The organism is Bacillus marinisedimentorum (assembly GCF_001644195.2).
Classification (GTDB): domain Bacteria; phylum Bacillota; class Bacilli; order Bacillales; family Bacillaceae_O; genus Bacillus_BL; species Bacillus_BL marinisedimentorum.
The window spans coordinates 1-16,288 of the sequence record NZ_LWBL02000057.1 but is presented as its reverse complement, the minus strand read 5'-3'; the positions used below and the strand labels follow the sequence as shown (position 1 = coordinate 16,288).

General features: G+C 45.0%; 14 protein-coding genes. 4 read left to right on the top strand and 10 right to left on the bottom strand.

Annotated elements, in window-relative coordinates:
- Positions 1-216: 216 nt before the first annotated feature.
- The 4 genes from A4U59_RS16745 to A4U59_RS16730 all read right to left on the bottom strand — a co-directional run bounded on the left by A4U59_RS16745 (position 217) and on the right by A4U59_RS16730 (position 5,521).
- Positions 217-1,257 (bottom strand): ABC transporter permease, encoded by a 1,041-nt coding sequence (locus A4U59_RS16745; RefSeq protein ID WP_169823995.1) that lies wholly within the window; start codon positions 1,255-1,257, stop codon positions 217-219.
- A 99-nt stretch (positions 1,258-1,356) separates the two neighbouring features.
- Positions 1,357-1,809 (bottom strand): GNAT family N-acetyltransferase, encoded by a 453-nt coding sequence (locus tag A4U59_RS16740; protein WP_070121422.1) that lies wholly within the window; start codon positions 1,807-1,809, stop codon positions 1,357-1,359.
- 401 nt (positions 1,810-2,210) lie between these two features.
- Positions 2,211-4,508 (bottom strand): thiamine pyrophosphate-dependent enzyme, encoded by a 2,298-nt coding sequence (locus A4U59_RS16735; RefSeq protein ID WP_070121421.1) that lies wholly within the window; start codon positions 4,506-4,508, stop codon positions 2,211-2,213.
- Positions 4,508-5,521, bottom strand: a complete 1,014-nt coding sequence (locus A4U59_RS16730) for a 2-oxoacid:acceptor oxidoreductase family protein (RefSeq protein ID WP_070121420.1) — start codon at positions 5,519-5,521, stop codon at positions 4,508-4,510. Before A4U59_RS16730 ends, A4U59_RS16735 begins: the two co-directional genes overlap by 1 nt.
- A gap of 375 nt (positions 5,522-5,896) precedes the next feature.
- On the opposite strand from A4U59_RS16730, the gene A4U59_RS16725 reads away from it, so the two are divergent.
- On the top strand, positions 5,897-7,660 hold the full coding sequence (locus A4U59_RS16725) for a B12-binding domain-containing radical SAM protein (protein ID WP_070121419.1): 1,764 nt from the start codon (positions 5,897-5,899) through the stop codon (positions 7,658-7,660).
- A 352-nt stretch (positions 7,661-8,012) separates the two neighbouring features.
- Here the strand turns inward: A4U59_RS16725 and A4U59_RS16720 are convergent, their stop codons facing one another.
- On the bottom strand, positions 8,013-9,230 hold the full coding sequence (locus A4U59_RS16720) for an IS4 family transposase (protein WP_070121438.1): 1,218 nt from the start codon (positions 9,228-9,230) through the stop codon (positions 8,013-8,015).
- 313 nt (positions 9,231-9,543) lie between these two features.
- The gene (locus A4U59_RS16715; protein ID WP_070121418.1) at positions 9,544-9,744 is read right to left on the bottom strand and encodes a hypothetical protein; all 201 of its coding nucleotides are present in this window, start codon (positions 9,742-9,744) and stop codon (positions 9,544-9,546) included.
- A 118-nt stretch (positions 9,745-9,862) separates the two neighbouring features.
- On the opposite strand from A4U59_RS16715, the gene A4U59_RS16710 reads away from it, so the two are divergent.
- Positions 9,863-10,216: a DUF3905 domain-containing protein gene (locus A4U59_RS16710; protein WP_070121417.1), complete on the top strand. Its 354-nt coding sequence runs from the start codon at positions 9,863-9,865 to the stop codon at positions 10,214-10,216.
- A gap of 145 nt (positions 10,217-10,361) precedes the next feature.
- Here the strand turns inward: A4U59_RS16710 and A4U59_RS16705 are convergent, their stop codons facing one another.
- A complete protein-coding gene (locus A4U59_RS16705) occupies positions 10,362-10,940 on the bottom strand; it encodes a DUF421 domain-containing protein (RefSeq protein WP_070121416.1) in 579 nt (192 codons plus the stop codon).
- A 139-nt stretch (positions 10,941-11,079) separates the two neighbouring features.
- On the opposite strand from A4U59_RS16705, the gene A4U59_RS16700 reads away from it, so the two are divergent.
- A complete protein-coding gene (locus A4U59_RS16700; RefSeq protein ID WP_070121415.1) occupies positions 11,080-11,838 on the top strand; it encodes a PRC-barrel domain-containing protein in 759 nt (252 codons plus the stop codon).
- 115 nt (positions 11,839-11,953) lie between these two features.
- Positions 11,954-13,162, top strand: a complete 1,209-nt coding sequence (locus A4U59_RS16695) for a cation:proton antiporter (RefSeq protein WP_070121414.1) — start codon at positions 11,954-11,956, stop codon at positions 13,160-13,162.
- 699 nt (positions 13,163-13,861) lie between these two features.
- Here the strand turns inward: A4U59_RS16695 and A4U59_RS16690 are convergent.
- From A4U59_RS16690 to A4U59_RS16680, 3 genes are all read right to left on the bottom strand, one after another.
- Positions 13,862-14,239 carry a hypothetical protein gene (locus A4U59_RS16690; protein ID WP_070121413.1) on the bottom strand — a complete coding sequence of 126 codons (378 nt, stop codon included), beginning with the start codon at positions 14,237-14,239 and terminating at the stop codon, positions 13,862-13,864.
- A gap of 7 nt (positions 14,240-14,246) precedes the next feature.
- The gene (locus tag A4U59_RS16685) at positions 14,247-14,555 is read right to left on the bottom strand and encodes a DsrE/DsrF/DrsH-like family protein (protein ID WP_245680578.1); all 309 of its coding nucleotides are present in this window, start codon (positions 14,553-14,555) and stop codon (positions 14,247-14,249) included.
- Positions 14,556-14,745: 190 nt separating this feature from the next.
- Positions 14,746-16,113, bottom strand: a complete 1,368-nt coding sequence (locus tag A4U59_RS16680) for a TrkH family potassium uptake protein (RefSeq protein WP_281183836.1) — start codon at positions 16,111-16,113, stop codon at positions 14,746-14,748.
- Positions 16,114-16,288 lie beyond the last annotated feature (175 nt).

The following is a 16,288-nucleotide window of genomic DNA, read 5'->3' as shown; positions in this document are numbered from 1 at the left end:
GTCTCGATTACTTGCACCAACCGATGAATATGTCCAAAACGATTTAAAAAGAACAGTCATTAGAAAAAAGCCAAAAAATCTCGCCAGTTGACAATCTCCACGCGAGGACAGAGGCGCAGCTGCACTGATCTACTTCTTGAAGTTGGCCGCTGTACTTAAACACTTCCTTCCTGACAATTCAAACTCCTATTCAGAAAAAGCCGGGATTCCCCCGGCTCATGACTGATTTGTATAAGAGTCGGCTTCTGCCGGAGTAAACGCCCACGAATCTCCACTTTCAGCTTCAGCCTTCTGTCCTGTTTTTTCCTTTTGTACCTTTTTCGCATACATCGACCGATCATTCAGCACTCTTTTATATCCTTCCAGCATAAAATTCATCGCCAGCATTGTCAGAGCAAAAAACGTTATCGGCGCCAATACGATCCATGGTGCAACTCTTATTTCCCTGAAACTGTTCCCGATAAGTCCTGACCATTCCCCTGAAAAAGATTGCGGCGGGTCCGGCACTCTGGAATAATCGATATCTGTCCCCCCGAAAAAAAGCTGCAGAAGTCCCAGATGTGCAAAAACGAGAAGAACCTGGATCACCTGCTGCCCGAAAATAATGACAAGGCGCGGAAACAAATGCGGCATGACATGCCGCTTCATCAAGTGCCAGCGTGAACCGCCCAGCACCCTGGCACCGTCAATAAATTCTTCCTTAAGGATTTCGTTCGTCTCACTTCCGATCAGTACCGATAAAACCGGAATAGCGAGCAGTGTGAGAACGATAACTTCGATTGAAACCCTCTCCGTGAACGTATAAAGGAAACCGTCCGGTGTCTCCCACAGAACAGGCCGCAAAATGTAATACGCCAGAAGCGTCAAAGGAATAAAGTGAAAAGAATCCACAAATCCATCAATATAACGCTTATATCTCATAAGATAATTCCCATAAAAAATTCCTATCAGAAACGAAACAAAAACCCTTAAAAATGCGATTATAAAGGCGAATATAATTGTATATTTAGCCCCGACACTGATTTTGGTCAGCAAATCAAAACCAAGCCGGTCCGTTCCCAGCGGCAACTGCCAGCTCGGCTCAAGCGGTGCTGCTGCAATCAAATTATTGTTTTCGTCATATAACATCTGCACTTGCCTGATGTGGCCGTCAAAGGCATATGTATGTATGAGACTGACGGTCAGCAGAGCAAACACAAATAAAAACCCGATTAAAAAAAGCGGGTTTTTAAACAGCCGTTTCAGCAACCCTTTCATCCTCCCTCTGTCTTGATCTATCAAACTCTTATCAAGTAAGACGAAGGCATACCGGAAAGGTTGCATATTTTCAGAAAATATTGCGGGATTCGGAGGTTTTTAATCCAGGACTATTGCCATCGTCGAACTTTGCGTCCGGAAACCTAAACGTTCATACATCTTTTTGGCGGGATTTCCCGCATATACGTTGAGCTGGATTGTTTTGAAGCCGTTCTTTGAAAGCACGTCGATACCCTCTTTCATAAGTCTTCTCCCTACGCCTTTGCCCCTATATCGCTTGAAGACATACAATTCCGCCAGATATCCTGTCTGCACCCGCAGGATTTGGTCATATGTTGAACAGATGAGCAGCCACCCGCATAGTGATCCGTCTTGGTCTATTGCCGCGAGATAATAACCGCCTGCCTGGAGTACAGCCGCCGACATTTCTCGGGCCGCTCCCGGATCATATCCAAACATTCCCTGTGTGCTCTCATAGAACACCCTTCCCGCTTGGCTCAAAATGACCGCAATTTCATGCTCTGTCGCTTGCCTGACGGTTAAGACATCCACGCTCCACCCCTCCCTTTCTGTACTTACTTTTATGGTGAGACAGAAGCCTTTATTCAAAAAACTATTTTCTGTTTGTTAGCTCTGTATTTAGATTCATAATAAGAACCACATAAAAACAGGTATCAAACCCCCAAGATCCTGCAGCCAATTTCTATGTTTCAGTCAATCCGGGTCATAATTATAAAAAATGAGGAAAAATGTTCATCAAACGGGCAGGATTATGGAATAGGAAAAGACTTTTGTTTTCGATTCACAGCACTTTGAAACGGGAAGCTGATTTCCGCTCCAGGGGCATGCCAGGCAAAGGAAGTTCGATTTTTAAGTAAGGTCATGAATCAGCCGATAAAACCCGCCGGCAAAATTAAAGAAGCAGGCATATTCGCCTGCTTCTTCGCTTATTGTCACAGCATTGGATTATCGTGTTTCGCTTTCAGCCGCTGCCACCTGTTATCAACGATTTCGCTGAATTCATCAAGCAGCGGTTTGTTTTCTTCTTTCAGCATATGTTTCGATTTGCCCATTGTTTTGAGCCAGTCGGAAACCGGGACACGCTTTTTCTTTGCATCAGGATCAAAGGTTATCGTGGTGACACCATGTTCGACCTCATATAATGGGAAGAAGCAAGAGTCCACTGCTGCTTTCACAACGTTTTGTCCCTGGTCATCTGCGACTTTCCAGTTCAGCGGGCAGGTGATGAGCAGTTTGCCGTAGACCAGTCCTTCATTTTGCGCATACCACTGAGCCTTGGCTGCCTTTTTGATCAAATCCTGCGGGTATGCTTCCGAGCCGGTGAAGACGTACGGAATGCCGGTCGCCGCCATGATTTGCGGTGTATCCTTATGGTGGAACGTCTTGCCCTGCTGCTTTTTGCCGACGCCTGATGTTGTTGTCATATGACCGATAGGCGTGGAATAGGACTGCTGTGATCCCGTGTTCATATAGCCTTCGTTATCGTATTCAAGTATGATCATTTTATGGTTGCGGAGCGCAGTTCCAATCGCAGAGCCCATACCGATGTCCATGCCGCCGTCACCGGTTACGACGACAAAAGTGAAGTCGTCGGAAATGTCTATCTCACCGCGGCGCTTCATTTCCATGAAGGCTTCGACTGTTCCCGACAATGTCGCCGGACCGTTCTGGAACAGGTTATGGATAAACGTCTGTTTATGCGAGCTGTATGGGTAAGCAGTTGTCGTGACATATCCGCAGCCAGTTTGGAAGAGCGTCACTACATCTCCTTCGATGCCTTTAAAGAACAGTTCAAGTCCTGAAAAAATGCCGCAGCCCGGACATGCGCCGTGGCCGGATGCAAGCCGTTTCGGTTTAGCCGTCAGCACACGGAGCGGCGGAACCTTCACTTTCAGTTTGTTCGTCTCTTCATCCTTTGTAACATCTATCAAACCTGTATTGTAAGCTTCGGAATGAATCGGTTCGATTACCTGGCGCAGCGCCTGCTCTGGCTTGCCCTTGTTGATGCCGTGATAATCAAACGGCTTCTCGGCACGATTGTTTTCGGCTGCTTCTATTGCCAATTCAAAGAACTTTTCTGCATCTGCAGGGTAGAAGTCTTTTCCTCCAAGTCCATATACACGGCTCATCACGACGGTGCTATTCTCTTTGTCATCCTGAAGCGCTGATTTGATTTCATGGGTCAGGTTCGGTCCGTTTGCACCATAGGAGTCTGCACGTTCACCGACGAGCAGCGCCTTCACATTTTTGAATGTGCGGCGGATTTCTTCTACAGGGAACGGACGGATGATATTCGGGGAAACAACCCCGGCCTTGATGCCTTTTGCCCGTAATTGGTCGACGATGTCCTTTGCTGTTTCAGAAGCGGAGTTAACCAGGAACAGCGCCACTTCAGCATCTTCCATCATATATTCATTCAACGCTTTATATTCCCGGCCTGACATCTCCGCATATTCACGCGCCACTTCCTTGAATGCTTCTCCTGCACGGTATATGGCTTCGGACTGCTGGAAATGGTTGTTCATCAAATCGTCGCCGTTCATATGTGCGCCGATAGTGACAGGCTTATCTTTTTCAATAGCCGTCGGATAGCCTTTCGGTGCTTCCCCGACAAATTTCTGGACAGCACTCCGGTCTTTGAACGACAATACCTTCCGTTTCTGGTGGGAAGTGAAAAATCCGTCGTAAGCGACAACCACCGGGAGGCGGACATCAGCACGTTCAGCGATTTTTAGGGCCATGATATTAAAGTCATATACAGCCTGCGGTGTCGGAGCTGTTAAGATGACCCAGCCTGTGTTCAATCCGTAATAAAGATCGGAGTGGTCACCGCGAATATCAAGCGGTCCGCTTACGGAGCGGGTTACAAGGTTCATAACCATCGGGAAACGCGTGCCTGACTGAACCGGCAGCTGTTCGATCATATATAAGAATCCATTTGCACTTGTCGCGTTAAAAACGCGGGCGCCAGTGACAGATCCGCCATAGTTGATGCCGGCTGAACCGTGTTCGCCGTCGGCTGGAACCAGTTTGATGTCATGTTCGCCGTTTGCCTTCATCGTATCGAGATACTGGGCAATTTCTGTTGAAGGCGTAATCGGGAAATATCCCATCATATGATAGTTTATCTGTGCGGCAGCCTTTGCTGCCATTTCATTTCCGGACTCAAACGTTACCACTTGCTCTTCCTGCCCTGTCTGTTTCGGCAGCTTATCTTCTGAAATCGCCATTAGAGCGCACCTCCTGTTACATATGGAAAGTTCTGGGCTATACGATACTCCTCTGCAAAGCCTGTTTCTTCACGTTTGACTGACAGTGAAGATGTCGGGCAAGCTTCAACGCATTTCAAGCAGCCTTTGCAATATTGGTAGTCGATGCCCTTCAGGAACATTTGCTTGCGGCCGCGTTTGTCTTCGCCTTCTTCCCATACAAAGCAAAGGTCTGGGCAAGCTGTGTCACATTGCGCGCAATTGATGCACGTAGCCTGGTCAAAAGCTGGCAGAAACCCTTGCCGCGAACCGCTCAAATCACGGGTAATACTGTTGGCCTGAGCGGTAATGACCCCGCCGATTTCCTGTGTTTCATACCCTAAAAGCGGTTCTTTCAGGATGAATGGTTTCGATTCTGCTTCCTCTGGGACGCCGTACTCATAAAAACGGACTTCATCATAGCCTCTATTGAATGTCCGGATATTCGGCTCGACTAGATGTGGATATTTTTTTTCAAATGTTTTGCGGATGACATCCCTCATATGATCAGGATCGAGAAAATCTACAATACGGTATAATGCACCAAGCATCGCTGTATTCACTTTTGTTTTTTCCTCAACTGCAATGCCGAGGGCATCGACAATTGCAAGCGTGCCGTGGTCAAGTTTCAAATCTGTTTTGACCGCTTCAGGATCCCTCGTTGAATTGACAAGCACGATGCCGTCAGGCTGCAGACCGCTGACAACATCAACTGTTTTATATAGCGCTTCATGAAAAATGCCGACTACATGCGGCTCTTCAATCGGGCTGTGATCGCGGATTTCCGTCTCAGGCTCGGCAAACCTCGCAAATGCTTTAACCGGTGTACCCTTTTTCTCAGATCCATATGAAGAAAAGTTGGCACCATTAAGGCCTGCACCGATTACCCCTGCTTCGGCAAGCATTTTCCCAGCCAGATTCGCACCAAGGCCGCCGATCGATTCCAGGCGAATTTCAAAAAAACCAAGTTGATTATGCTTTGGCAATATTCCCATTTATATCCCCCCTGAATAAATTCCAAAAAGATGAAATTCACTTACCTTTTGTTACTCCTATTATATAGATACGTCCGGGGGAATGGAGTGAATTCTGTCACACTTTCACAAAACGTTCAACATTTTAAATGAAACAGTTTATAATTCTGTAACAAATTGCTTGTATTTAAAGGCGAATAAGCGTTTTTCAAGTTATATAACAGTGTTGTTATTTTTATATAACAGATTTGGTCCGTGTCTTTCTTAAAATTTTTAGCCTCTCATTCACCAAATTGACACAGCATAGTCCCATCTATTAAAATTATATATTTAAGGACAGATGCTTATGGGATTAGCTTACACCAGGAGAACATTTATATAGGAAGGAACGACAATATGAAGGTAATCGCAAGTACATTGAATGCCAAATACATTCATACAAATATTGCAATAAGGTATCTTAAGGCATATGCCGCACCCGTGTATGACGTTGAACTTGCCGAATATACAATCAACGATCCGGTGATGAATATCGTGTCCGATCTGCATATCAAGAAACCGGACGTGATCGGATTCAGCTGCTATATATGGAATATCGGTGAGACAATTAAGGTCATCAAAATGCTGAAGAAAGTCCATCCAGACCTCGTCATCGTTCTTGGCGGACCGGAAGTGACTTATGATACTGCGGAATGGTTGGAGAAGCTGCCTGAAGCAGACTTTATCGTCATGGGAGAAGGAGAAGCGGTATTCAAAAACTTGCTTGACGAGCTCGCGGGCAGCAGATCGTTTCAAAGAGTAAATGGAATCGCCTACAGGGAAGGCGGGTCCCCGAAACTGAACCCGCCATCATCGAAACTCGATCTGAACGACATCCCATCCCCTTTCCGTTTCCCCGAAGATCGGAAACATCTCGGAAAAAGGGTCAGCTATATCGAAACGAGCCGGGGCTGTCCTTTCAGCTGCCAGTTTTGTCTTTCTTCCATTGAAGTCGGTGTCCGTTATTTCAATCGGGAGCGGATTAAAGACGACTTAATCTATTTGATGGATAACGGTGCCAAAACGATCAAATTTGTGGACAGGACCTTTAACATCAGCCGCAGCTATGCAATGGAAATGTTTCAATTTTTAATTGATACCCACAGGCCCGGAACCGTCTTTCAGTTTGAAATTACCGGGGACATCATGAGGCCGGAAGTGATCAGCTTCCTCAATGAAAAGGCGCCTGAAGGGCTGTTCCGTTTTGAAATCGGAGTACAGTCCACAAATGACTATACAAACGAACTCGTACAGCGGAAACAAAACTTCAAAAAGCTTGCGCGCACCATCACTCTTGTAAAAGAAGGCGGTAAAATAACCCAGCACCTGGATCTGATCGCCGGACTTCCCGAGGAAGATTACAATTCCTTCCGCCGGACTTTTAACGATGTGTTTGCCTTTGAACCGGAGGAACTTCAGCTCGGCTTTTTGAAGATGCTGCGCGGAACCGGGCTTCGTCTCCGGGCGCGCGAACATGAATATGTTTATATGGATCATTCTCCATATGAAATTCTCGGAAACAACGTCCTTTCTTTCGATGACATTGTCCGGATTAAGCAGGTGGAAGATGTACTGGAGAAGTTCTGGAATGACCACCGGATGGACAATACGATCCGTTACCTTGTAAACGAAGTGTTCGAGACTCCATTCGATTTCTTCCAGGAGTTCGGCTCCTACTGGGAAAGCAGAGGCTGGGAAAGAATCGGACATCAGCTTGAAGACCTTTTCAGGCGCCTTCTTTCGTTTCTTTCAGAAAAAAACATCCCCGGACTTGAAACGGCTTCAGGCTTGATGAAGGTCGATTACCTTTTGAATAAAAAGCATAAGCCGCGGAAGCCGTGGTGGGAGCAACAGATATCAAAAGCCCACAGGTCAGCCTATTTGAAAGCTCTTGCTGAAGACCCTCTCATCGGAGGACCGGAACTTGAAAAACTCGGTTTGTCGGAACGGGATCTGCACAAGCACACATTGCTTGAATTCCTGCCGTTTGACATCGGCCATTTCCGTTCTTCTGGAGAAATTGAAGCTAAAGAAACAGCCTTACTGGTTTATTACAACCCTAAAACCAAAACAGCCCAACTGATCTCCTTTCCGCCAAGCCGTTTGATGAACAGGGTATAGAACAAAAGCGCAAGGCGCCCGCTTAGCGGCGTACGCATAAGCAGGGGTACCCGCAGAAAGGTGATCTTTCCTTCCGGAGAGGCCACCGCTTATGACGATAGCCGCTGGCGCCTGGAGCTGGATGACTCCCTTCTCGCTTATTATCCACAACGCAAAAATTTTATAATTTCCTTCATTAGCGTTGCGTAAATCTTTTTAGTGATTGTCAAGGAAACTTATTTCAGGCTTTATTTAAATGAACAGAATATTCTGATTCATTTGTTAAGCTTTAAAAAGTGCAAAAAACCAAGGGGATATAAAGGTAGTCCTTTTTCCACAATTAGTAAATTATAAGTACTTATATGAATAGCGGTTACAGGAACAACGGATCGTAGCGGAGATGATTAAAAAGCTCCACCTCCCCTCGCTGATATTGATGCTGAATTTGTTCAAACTCCCATTCAAAATCGTACGATTGACGCCCTCTGGATGCCCTGGAAGCGCGGCGAAAAAGCTTTAGTTTAAAATCAGTGAAAGAGGAAAAGCAGTTATGGAGTAAACACCTTTTCAACCGAAGCAGCTTTCCTTTGAAACCTGTTTTGATTTTTAAAAGCACAAGTAAACAATAGGTGATAAAAGCCGTTAAAATTTGATTATAGACGGCATTTTCACTTTTCCCAAACAGGGTCTTGAGCTTGAGGTGTTGTTTCATCCACTTAAAAAAGGTTTCTATTTTCCAACGCTGCCGATATAAGTCTCCTATTTCTAAGGCGGATTTGTGAAAGCAATTGGTTAAGATGAGCACACGCTCTCCCGTGCTATCCGTTGTTTCAATGAGGCGCAAAGAATACTTCATTTGGTTATAATTCCCGCCTAACTTAACTTCTGCATCCCTTTTCGTAACTTCATCGTTGGCGACTCTCTGGGTGCTGAGAATGTCGTACACAGCATTTTCTTTCAGTCGTGTAATAAACGAAATGCCTTTTTCGCAGTAATCGTCGTATAGATTATAGTCATTATAAGCTCTGTCAAAAAGGTAAATCGCGTCAGGATCCACGTTCACCAGGGGCTCCATTTTGGTCCGGTCCGCGTGAACAGCTGGAGATAGTAAAAGTTTATCAGGGACAGGCATCTCCTTATGGACCCTCACCTTAAGATGAATTTTAACCCCTGCTTTTGTTTTCCGATAGGTAGCCCAGGGGTTTTCTGAAAAACACATACTAATGACACTCGAATCCACCACGTTTAAGTTTTTAATACCTGGGGAGTGCCATGGAGACGGCTCTTGACGTTGAATCTCCAACATCAGATGCTGGAGAATATCATCAAAAACTTTAGGTGAATACTCCCTTAGGTGCCTGGACAGGGTTGACTTATGAATCGATCCTAACCCTAGGAACGATTTCAAGTCATCGGAGTCTCCAACGTCTTCAGCTAAAGCTGTTAAACTCTCTTTTTGAGTAAACTGAGCATAAATCATCAACAGAAGAAAAGTATAACTCGTCAGTTTTTTCCTGTATCTGTCTAGAGCAGGTACATCGACGAGTTGAGAATAAGTTTCTTCGTTTAGGTCTTCAATATATTTATTCATTGTGGAATTTATGGTATCCTTGTCTTGCATGTTTTCTCCTTATAGTTAGGGATTTGGTCAAGGACTACCAACCCTAATTATAAGGATTTTTTTATTGCTTAAAAGGTAAATTATTCCAAATCCATCGACCCTTGACATTCCATCATATTTTTTTATGCAACGCTAATGAATTTCCTTAACAGCCAAAAAAAGTATAGGAAAGTATAAACTGTCAGCAAGGGGGTCCTTCTACGCAGTTTTGATTGTAAGAATATAGATAAGGGCAACTACGCGTCTCTCTTCGCCTAAAGGCTCGCCAATCGGCGAGTTTTCTTTATGAATTACGATTAATTTGAGAAATTGTCATTTCTGAAAAATATTCGTTGACTTCTTCCAGATCTTTATGTTCATCAACAGAATCCCCTGCAAATCTGGAGACAGACTCAAATGGATGGAGGGCGTTCAACTCGGTTCTGATGCCGATTTCGCCTTCTCCATTACCTGGAAGTGTCCTTGTCTTTATCCGTTGTTCCATGCCATCACCTCACTATTATTTTCCGTTAAGCAGCACAATCCATTCGTGGCATTTTTTTCTCCCCGGATAGACCGGCTCTAAAATAGCAAAACTAACGGTAAAAAGTGAGGTGAATCCCATGAAAAAGAAACAGGGCCAGGAAAACATCAACGATCCGGTAATGGATGGGACAATTCCCCATCAAATCCAATCCCCATCCTTTAAAAACAGCAATATCACGACGGAAAGCCCTTTCATCAATAAATACGGGGTCATCATCGGGGACAGCCAGTATGATTCTGATGATTCCCCTTTGAACAACTGGGATGAAAATACCGATCCATCAATCATGGCTGGCGATGAGTGGGTGCATCCGACAAATGACATCGGCTGGAACACACCGGAAAACAGGGAACTGGCTGAGAAAGACATTCCTTCAAAAGGAGTGCCGTTTATGCATTCGACTAAAGATGTGAGTTACCGGAAAGATTAGTGGTCTTAGGCTGGGAGATAACCAAACCGCCTAACTCTATAGACGAGTAATTAAGTAAAAAATCCGAACTAATGCGAACTTTTATTTAAAGCTTCGCAACATAGTTCGGCTTTTTCTTTGATTAGAATACTTTTGTTCCAGTCTCTTATTGAAATTTATCCGGGATTTTCGCTTCATGTTTTTTTTCAATGACTTCTTTGAACATAGGGCCTATTTCCATGCTATTATCCCCCTTTTGCACCAGCAGTTTAAGCATTTCCTCCATATCCCCTACTGTAACGGGTTTTGCTGACCGCTTCAATTCATATCCGAGCTGTCCGTTCGGCTCCAGCGTTGCCGTCTGTACATCCCTCACATTCGAAATTCCCTGCTGGCGCAGCCTTATTTCCAGCTGGTCAACGGTGAATCTCAATCGTTTCAGGTTTTTAGTCAAAACCTGCCCATTTTCAATGACCGGCACTGAATTGCCCGTTAAGAATTTTTCAAGAAAATTATATTTCATCTGCAAATATTCCATTGAAATTAAAAAAGCGATAAAAACCGATGCGGCAACCGCAGTTCTCAAAAGACTGTCATCAATGATAGGCTGAATGATAATGCTTCCGATTGAGATCATGATGACGGTTTGAGCTACCGTCATCTGACTGATTGACTTGCGCCCTGCAACTCTGAGTAAAAGCGTACCGATCAAAATCATAATGATCGAGTCCATAATGAGTTCCATAATGCTTCCCTCCTTGCCCCATATTTTTCACTGCAAATTCATCAAATATGTATTTCCCCAAATGGATGACACCATGTTTAGCCGCTGCAGGCACAGGGAAATTTTCTTGTAACGATTTATAAACAAGGAGTGAGCCCACATGTACTACAATTCTAAAGAGGTTGAAAAATTTTCAATACAGGCTTCTGATGGAGAGTTAGGTTCAGTCGACGATTTTTATTTTGACGATGAGAATTGGGCAGTCCGTTACCTTGTTGCTGACACAAGCAAATGGCTGCCGGGACGGAAGGTGCTCCTGTCCCCGATGGCTATGAAAGGACTCGACAATTCAGAAAAGCACGTGGTGGTCAATGAATCGAAGGATAAAGTGAAAGACAGCCCCGACATCGATACCGCCCAGCCGGTTTCCCGCCGTCACGAAGCGGAATTGAATCAGTATTGGGGCTGGAACTACTATTGGGCCGGTTCGGGCACATGGGGGCCATACGCTGTGCCTTCACAGCTGGCACTGGCGGATAGCCGCGTACAGGACGGTTACGAAAACCACGAACGCCTTGAAAATGAGGCCGGCAGCGAAGAAGAAACAAGCCTTCGCAGCCACAATGAAATCACCAGTTATCACATCCATGCGGAGGACGGTGAAATTGGACATATATCAAGCTTCATTTTTGATGATGAAAGCTGGGAAGTGAAATATTTTGTGATCGACACCCGGAACTGGTGGCCGGGAAAACATGTGCTGATCAAGCCGGAATGGATCAGGGATATTGACTTCGCAGACAGTCTTGTCAGTGTAAGGCTTACAAAAGAGACCATCAAAAGCGGGCCACAATATGAAGAAGGCGATGAAATTACTCCTGAACTGGAGCGTGAAGTCGATAAAATGGAAGCATCGTAACCGACCTGAGCCCCTGCGCGATGCAGGGGCTTTTCTATTACCGGAAAGGAATTCTGATAAAATAAAGCGAATTACTCAGGAAATACATAGAGAATGCGGAAAGGAATGAGCATCAGTGGAGTCCACCCAGCTTTTTGTCCTTTTACTTGCAGGTTTTATTATTCAGGCTATCGATAAAAAGAAAAAGCGGTTTCCGATACCGATTGTCCTTGTGTTCCTGGGCATCGCCCTTTCCCCCTATACGTTATTTTCCGAAATACGGCTGACTCATGATCTCATTTTTGATTGGTTTTTACCTGCACTGTTATTTGTGTCAGCATACCGATACCCGATTAAAAAGATGAAGAAGTATGCCATGGTCATTACCAGTCTCGGAACAATCGGCATATTTCTAACGGTCGGTCTGCTCGGCATTTTAATGTTCTTTCTGATCGATCCCATTATCCCCTTGTCCGTAACAGGATTTTTTCTCATTGCAGCACTCCTGACGCCGACAGATCCGGTCTCAGTCGTAAGCATCCTGGAGGAATCAGCATCGACCAGCAGCATCCCTGATGTTGTCGAAGGGGAATCATTGCTCAATGACGGAACCAGTATTGTATTGTTTGCGGTCATTCTTGATTATTATCTCGATGATACGCCATTTTCAATCTGGTCCTTCCTATACGATTTCGCATATGTAGGCCTGGGAGGGATTGCAGCCGGCATCGTGCTTGGCCATATAGCAAAACTGGCGTTTCAATGGATTCATCAGCGCGAGCTGCAGATCATCCTCAGTATCATACTTGCCTATTTTAGTTTCTATATCGCTGAATATATTCATGCATCAGGCGTTCTGGCAACGGTCGCCGCAGGCATGTACCTTTCAAAATCGCTGTTTGAATCCGAAAAGAATGAGGAGTTCCGCAGCCACCTTGATGGATTTTGGGGTGTCATTGAACCGATGATTCTATGGCTTGTCTTCTTGCTGATGGGGATACAATCGACAAAATATGTATTTGCAGGGCTCTGGATGGAAATGTTCGCGATTTTCCTTCTTTCCATTGCCGCCAGATTCATCGTTGTCACCGCTATTATAAAGCTGATTCCGGCATGGAACGGCTTGTTCAGCTGGAGAGAGATCGCGGTTATCAACTGGTCCGGTATAAAAGGCACCATGTCCATTGCCCTTTTGCTCGGTCTTGCCATCACGGAGAGCCGCGAATTCGGGGTTATCGTCCCGCTAACATTCGGTACGATCCTTATTTCTCTGGTCCTGCAAAGCATGACGGTCTATCCGGTTTCAAAGTGGCTGTTAAAACCGAAAAAACAGCCTGAAACCTGATGGCGGCTGTCTGAAGGAATATGAGGACGGATCTTTAATAAACAACTAATTATCTAAAGAGCACAGTAAATGACATAAGTAATCGGCTCGGCAGGCGGGAAAGGATTTTGGGTGCAGGGCACTCAAGTGCAGTTCAGTGCCTGTATTGTTGGCTTTCCATCATTTATAGGCACGCAAAGCGGGATCCCGTGCCTATATTGTTGCCTCTCCCTCTTTTATAGGTATGGAAAGCGGGATTCCGTGCCTGTATTGTTGCCTTCCCCTTATTTACAGGCACGCAAAGCGGGGGGCAGTGCCTATATTGTTCCCTTTCCCCCTTTTATAGGCACGCAAAGCGGGGTCCCCTGCCTATATTGTTGCCTCTCCCTCTTTTATAGGTATGGAAAGCGGCATTCCGTGCCTGTATTGTTGCCTTCCCCTTATTTACAGGCACGCAAAGCGGGGGGCAGTGCCTATATTGTTCCCTTTCCCTCATTTACAGGCACGGAAAGCGGGATTCCGTGCCTATACTTAGATCCTTAGGTAATATCTAGACACTGAGCTGAGGATTTCCCCTGGCCGCAGCGGAAATCAACCTAATCATTGTAAAATGCATGTCACTGCTTCTCTTATTCCGAAACCCTGCCCTGTACTTGAAGAACTTGATCCTTAAAACACTCATAAAGAAAGGTTCGCCAATCGGCGAGTTTTCTTAATATGTTAAAAATGGACAAACAAGTCAGCGTCAGCGGCTTCATTAAGGACCCATTTAATCGACCTGATTTCCGGGTTCCAATCTGATTTGAAATGAATCCCGTTCGTGGATATCATCCGGACGCCATTCTCCCTGGCCACTTCCATTAATTCCTGGAAGGATGGAGCCCCGAATTCATTTAACCTCTCCCGGACCTCTTCTTTCCCAAGACTCGGCTGCGGTTTAAACCCTTTGCGCAGCAGCTCCATTCCATCTTTTGAAAAGGCGAGAATCACTTCTGCACCCGAAGAAATGGCGCCGACAGCAACATTGAGGGGCGGAAACGCCGATTCCAGTTCATCGTGAAAAGCGATTACCACTACCTTGCGACCGGCCAACGTCATCATCTCCTTAATAGCTGAATACTGCCTTTGCTTCATATGCATATTCAAGAAAAGTTGCCACTCCCGCACTGACTGCCCCGGTTATAAGGCGGTTTTCATCAATTCCCATGACGTTCAGCTGGCATCCGAATAAGCGGACACCTTTGGCGACAGCCTGCTCAATATAGCTTTGAAGCACAGGCTCCTGTCTTGCCGAAAGCCATTTTTCATCAAGACAGCGTGCTCCATCAAGATCGAAAAAGATCATCACTTCACTGCCATCCGCCCGTTCAACTGCTTTTTGAAAAACACGGAGGCAATTCTCACTTCTGGTCACAAAATAAACCCACCTTGTTTTCTCCATTCTTCTCACCTCAAATGGTCTGCCGCTTAATTTTATCTTACCTCCATTATAAGCATTCAGTCCTGTTTCATCCAAACTGGCGATTGAAAAAACAAGGGAAACGGTAAGCACACAGCTACCGAAGGACCGAAATAAAACCCGCTGCAAGAAGCAGCGGGTTTGATCAGCCGATAATGACTCGTTCTTTCGGAAAGTGATATTTCTCTTCAACAAGATTTCCCCTGATAAGGAACAAGAAAGACAAAATACCGATCCGTCCAACAACCATAAGGAACATAATAATAAATTTCCCAATCGTACTCAACTGTGGAGTGATGCCGAGTGATAAACCGTTTGTGCCAAATGCGGAAGCAACCTCGAAGATGATTAGCATCAAATCAAAATGCTCTGTAATCGAAAGTACTATAACTGAACTGAAACAAAGCACAATAGCAACCATTGTAACGACTACTGCTTTTATCTGGTCACTTTGATAGACTTCTCTTCCAAACACCTTAACCGTCGTTCTCCCTCTGGCAAAGGTGAAAATCAATAATATCACAAGTGCAAATGTGGTGGTGCGGATTCCTCCCCCAACTGAACTTGGTGATGCCCCGATAAACATTAAGGCACTGATTAAAAGCTGTGTCGGTTCTGAAAACAGGCTGGCATCCATTGTGGCAAGCCCGCCGCTCTTTGTAGTCACCGAATTGAATAAAGCGTAAAAAAACGACTTGTGCCATGTTTTATCTGCAAAAAAGTGATTATATTCAAGAACTATAATCATAATCGTTCCAAACACGACGAGAACGAAGTAGGTAACAGTAGTCAGCTTTGTAAAGAGGGTGAACCGAAAATTGACGGTATCTTCTGATCTGCTGAATAAATATTCCTTCACTTCAATCAAAACGGGAAAACCGATCGCCCCAAGTGTCATAAGTAAAATCGTTATAAACTGGACAAAATAGTCATCCGCAAACGGAATAAGTGAATTGCCTGTAATATCAAATCCTGCATTGGTCGTGGCACTGACCGACAGGAAAAACCCCTGGAGGAACGCCTCCTGCCAAGTTGGATAAACATTTAAAAAGTACACCCCAAGTGTCAGTGCACCTATTGCTTCTATAATGACAATCAATCCTAAAATGTTTCGCATAAGGCGGACAAGACCGGACAGCACCGGCATATTTTGATCTGTCATAATTAACTGCCGTTCTTTCAACCCGATTTTTTTACCAAGCAAAAGCCAGAACAGAGTTGAAAGTGTCATAATGCCCACACCGCCAATCTGAAGTACGAAGGCCAGAATAAAATAGCCCACCACACTGAATGTTGCAGCCGTATTGACAACTGTCAAGCCTGTTACACTTACTCCGCTGGCCGCTGTGAACATTGCATCTATGATTGGCAAATCGACACCTGGCCTGAGGGATATGGGCAAACTCAGCAATATTGTAGAGATCGTTACGGCCACTACATAAAACAGCACAATGAGCTGTACCGAAGTTAAACCGATCGATCTTTTAGTACGTATCCCAGAAAACATCGCCATCAAATCACATTCCTTACTCAGTACTATGTAAATTAAGCCTTTTCTTACTATACACTATCTTATGCCCTTATTCATACAAGAAAAACTATTTTCATCCCCATAATCAGAGGGTTTTTGGTTGCGCACGCTTAGCGGCGTACGCATAAGCAGGGCTGCACCAGGAAGGGCGCTTTTT

What these genes read in the sequence shown, in the direction of transcription:
- A4U59_RS16745 (WP_169823995.1), bottom strand. Translation starts at nt 1,257, where the DNA reads ATGAAAGGGTTGCTGAAACGGCTGTTTAAAAACCCGCTTTTTTTAATC.
- A4U59_RS16735 (WP_070121421.1), bottom strand. Translation starts at nt 4,508, where the DNA reads ATGGCGATTTCAGAAGATAAGCTGCCGAAACAGACAGGGCAGGAAGAG.
- A4U59_RS16730 (WP_070121420.1), bottom strand. Translation starts at nt 5,521, where the DNA reads ATGGGAATATTGCCAAAGCATAATCAACTTGGTTTTTTTGAAATTCGC.
- A4U59_RS16725 (WP_070121419.1), top strand. Translation starts at nt 5,897, where the DNA reads ATGAAGGTAATCGCAAGTACATTGAATGCCAAATACATTCATACAAAT.
- A4U59_RS16720 (WP_070121438.1), bottom strand. Translation starts at nt 9,230, where the DNA reads ATGAATAAATATATTGAAGACCTAAACGAAGAAACTTATTCTCAACTC.
- A4U59_RS16715 (WP_070121418.1), bottom strand. Translation starts at nt 9,744, where the DNA reads ATGGAACAACGGATAAAGACAAGGACACTTCCAGGTAATGGAGAAGGC.
- A4U59_RS16710 (WP_070121417.1), top strand. Translation starts at nt 9,863, where the DNA reads ATGAAAAAGAAACAGGGCCAGGAAAACATCAACGATCCGGTAATGGAT.
- A4U59_RS16705 (WP_070121416.1), bottom strand. Translation starts at nt 10,940, where the DNA reads ATGGAACTCATTATGGACTCGATCATTATGATTTTGATCGGTACGCTT.
- A4U59_RS16700 (WP_070121415.1), top strand. Translation starts at nt 11,080, where the DNA reads ATGTACTACAATTCTAAAGAGGTTGAAAAATTTTCAATACAGGCTTCT.
- A4U59_RS16690 (WP_070121413.1), bottom strand. Translation starts at nt 14,239, where the DNA reads ATGACGTTGGCCGGTCGCAAGGTAGTGGTAATCGCTTTTCACGATGAA.
- A4U59_RS16680 (WP_281183836.1), bottom strand. Translation starts at nt 16,113, where the DNA reads ATGGCGATGTTTTCTGGGATACGTACTAAAAGATCGATCGGTTTAACT.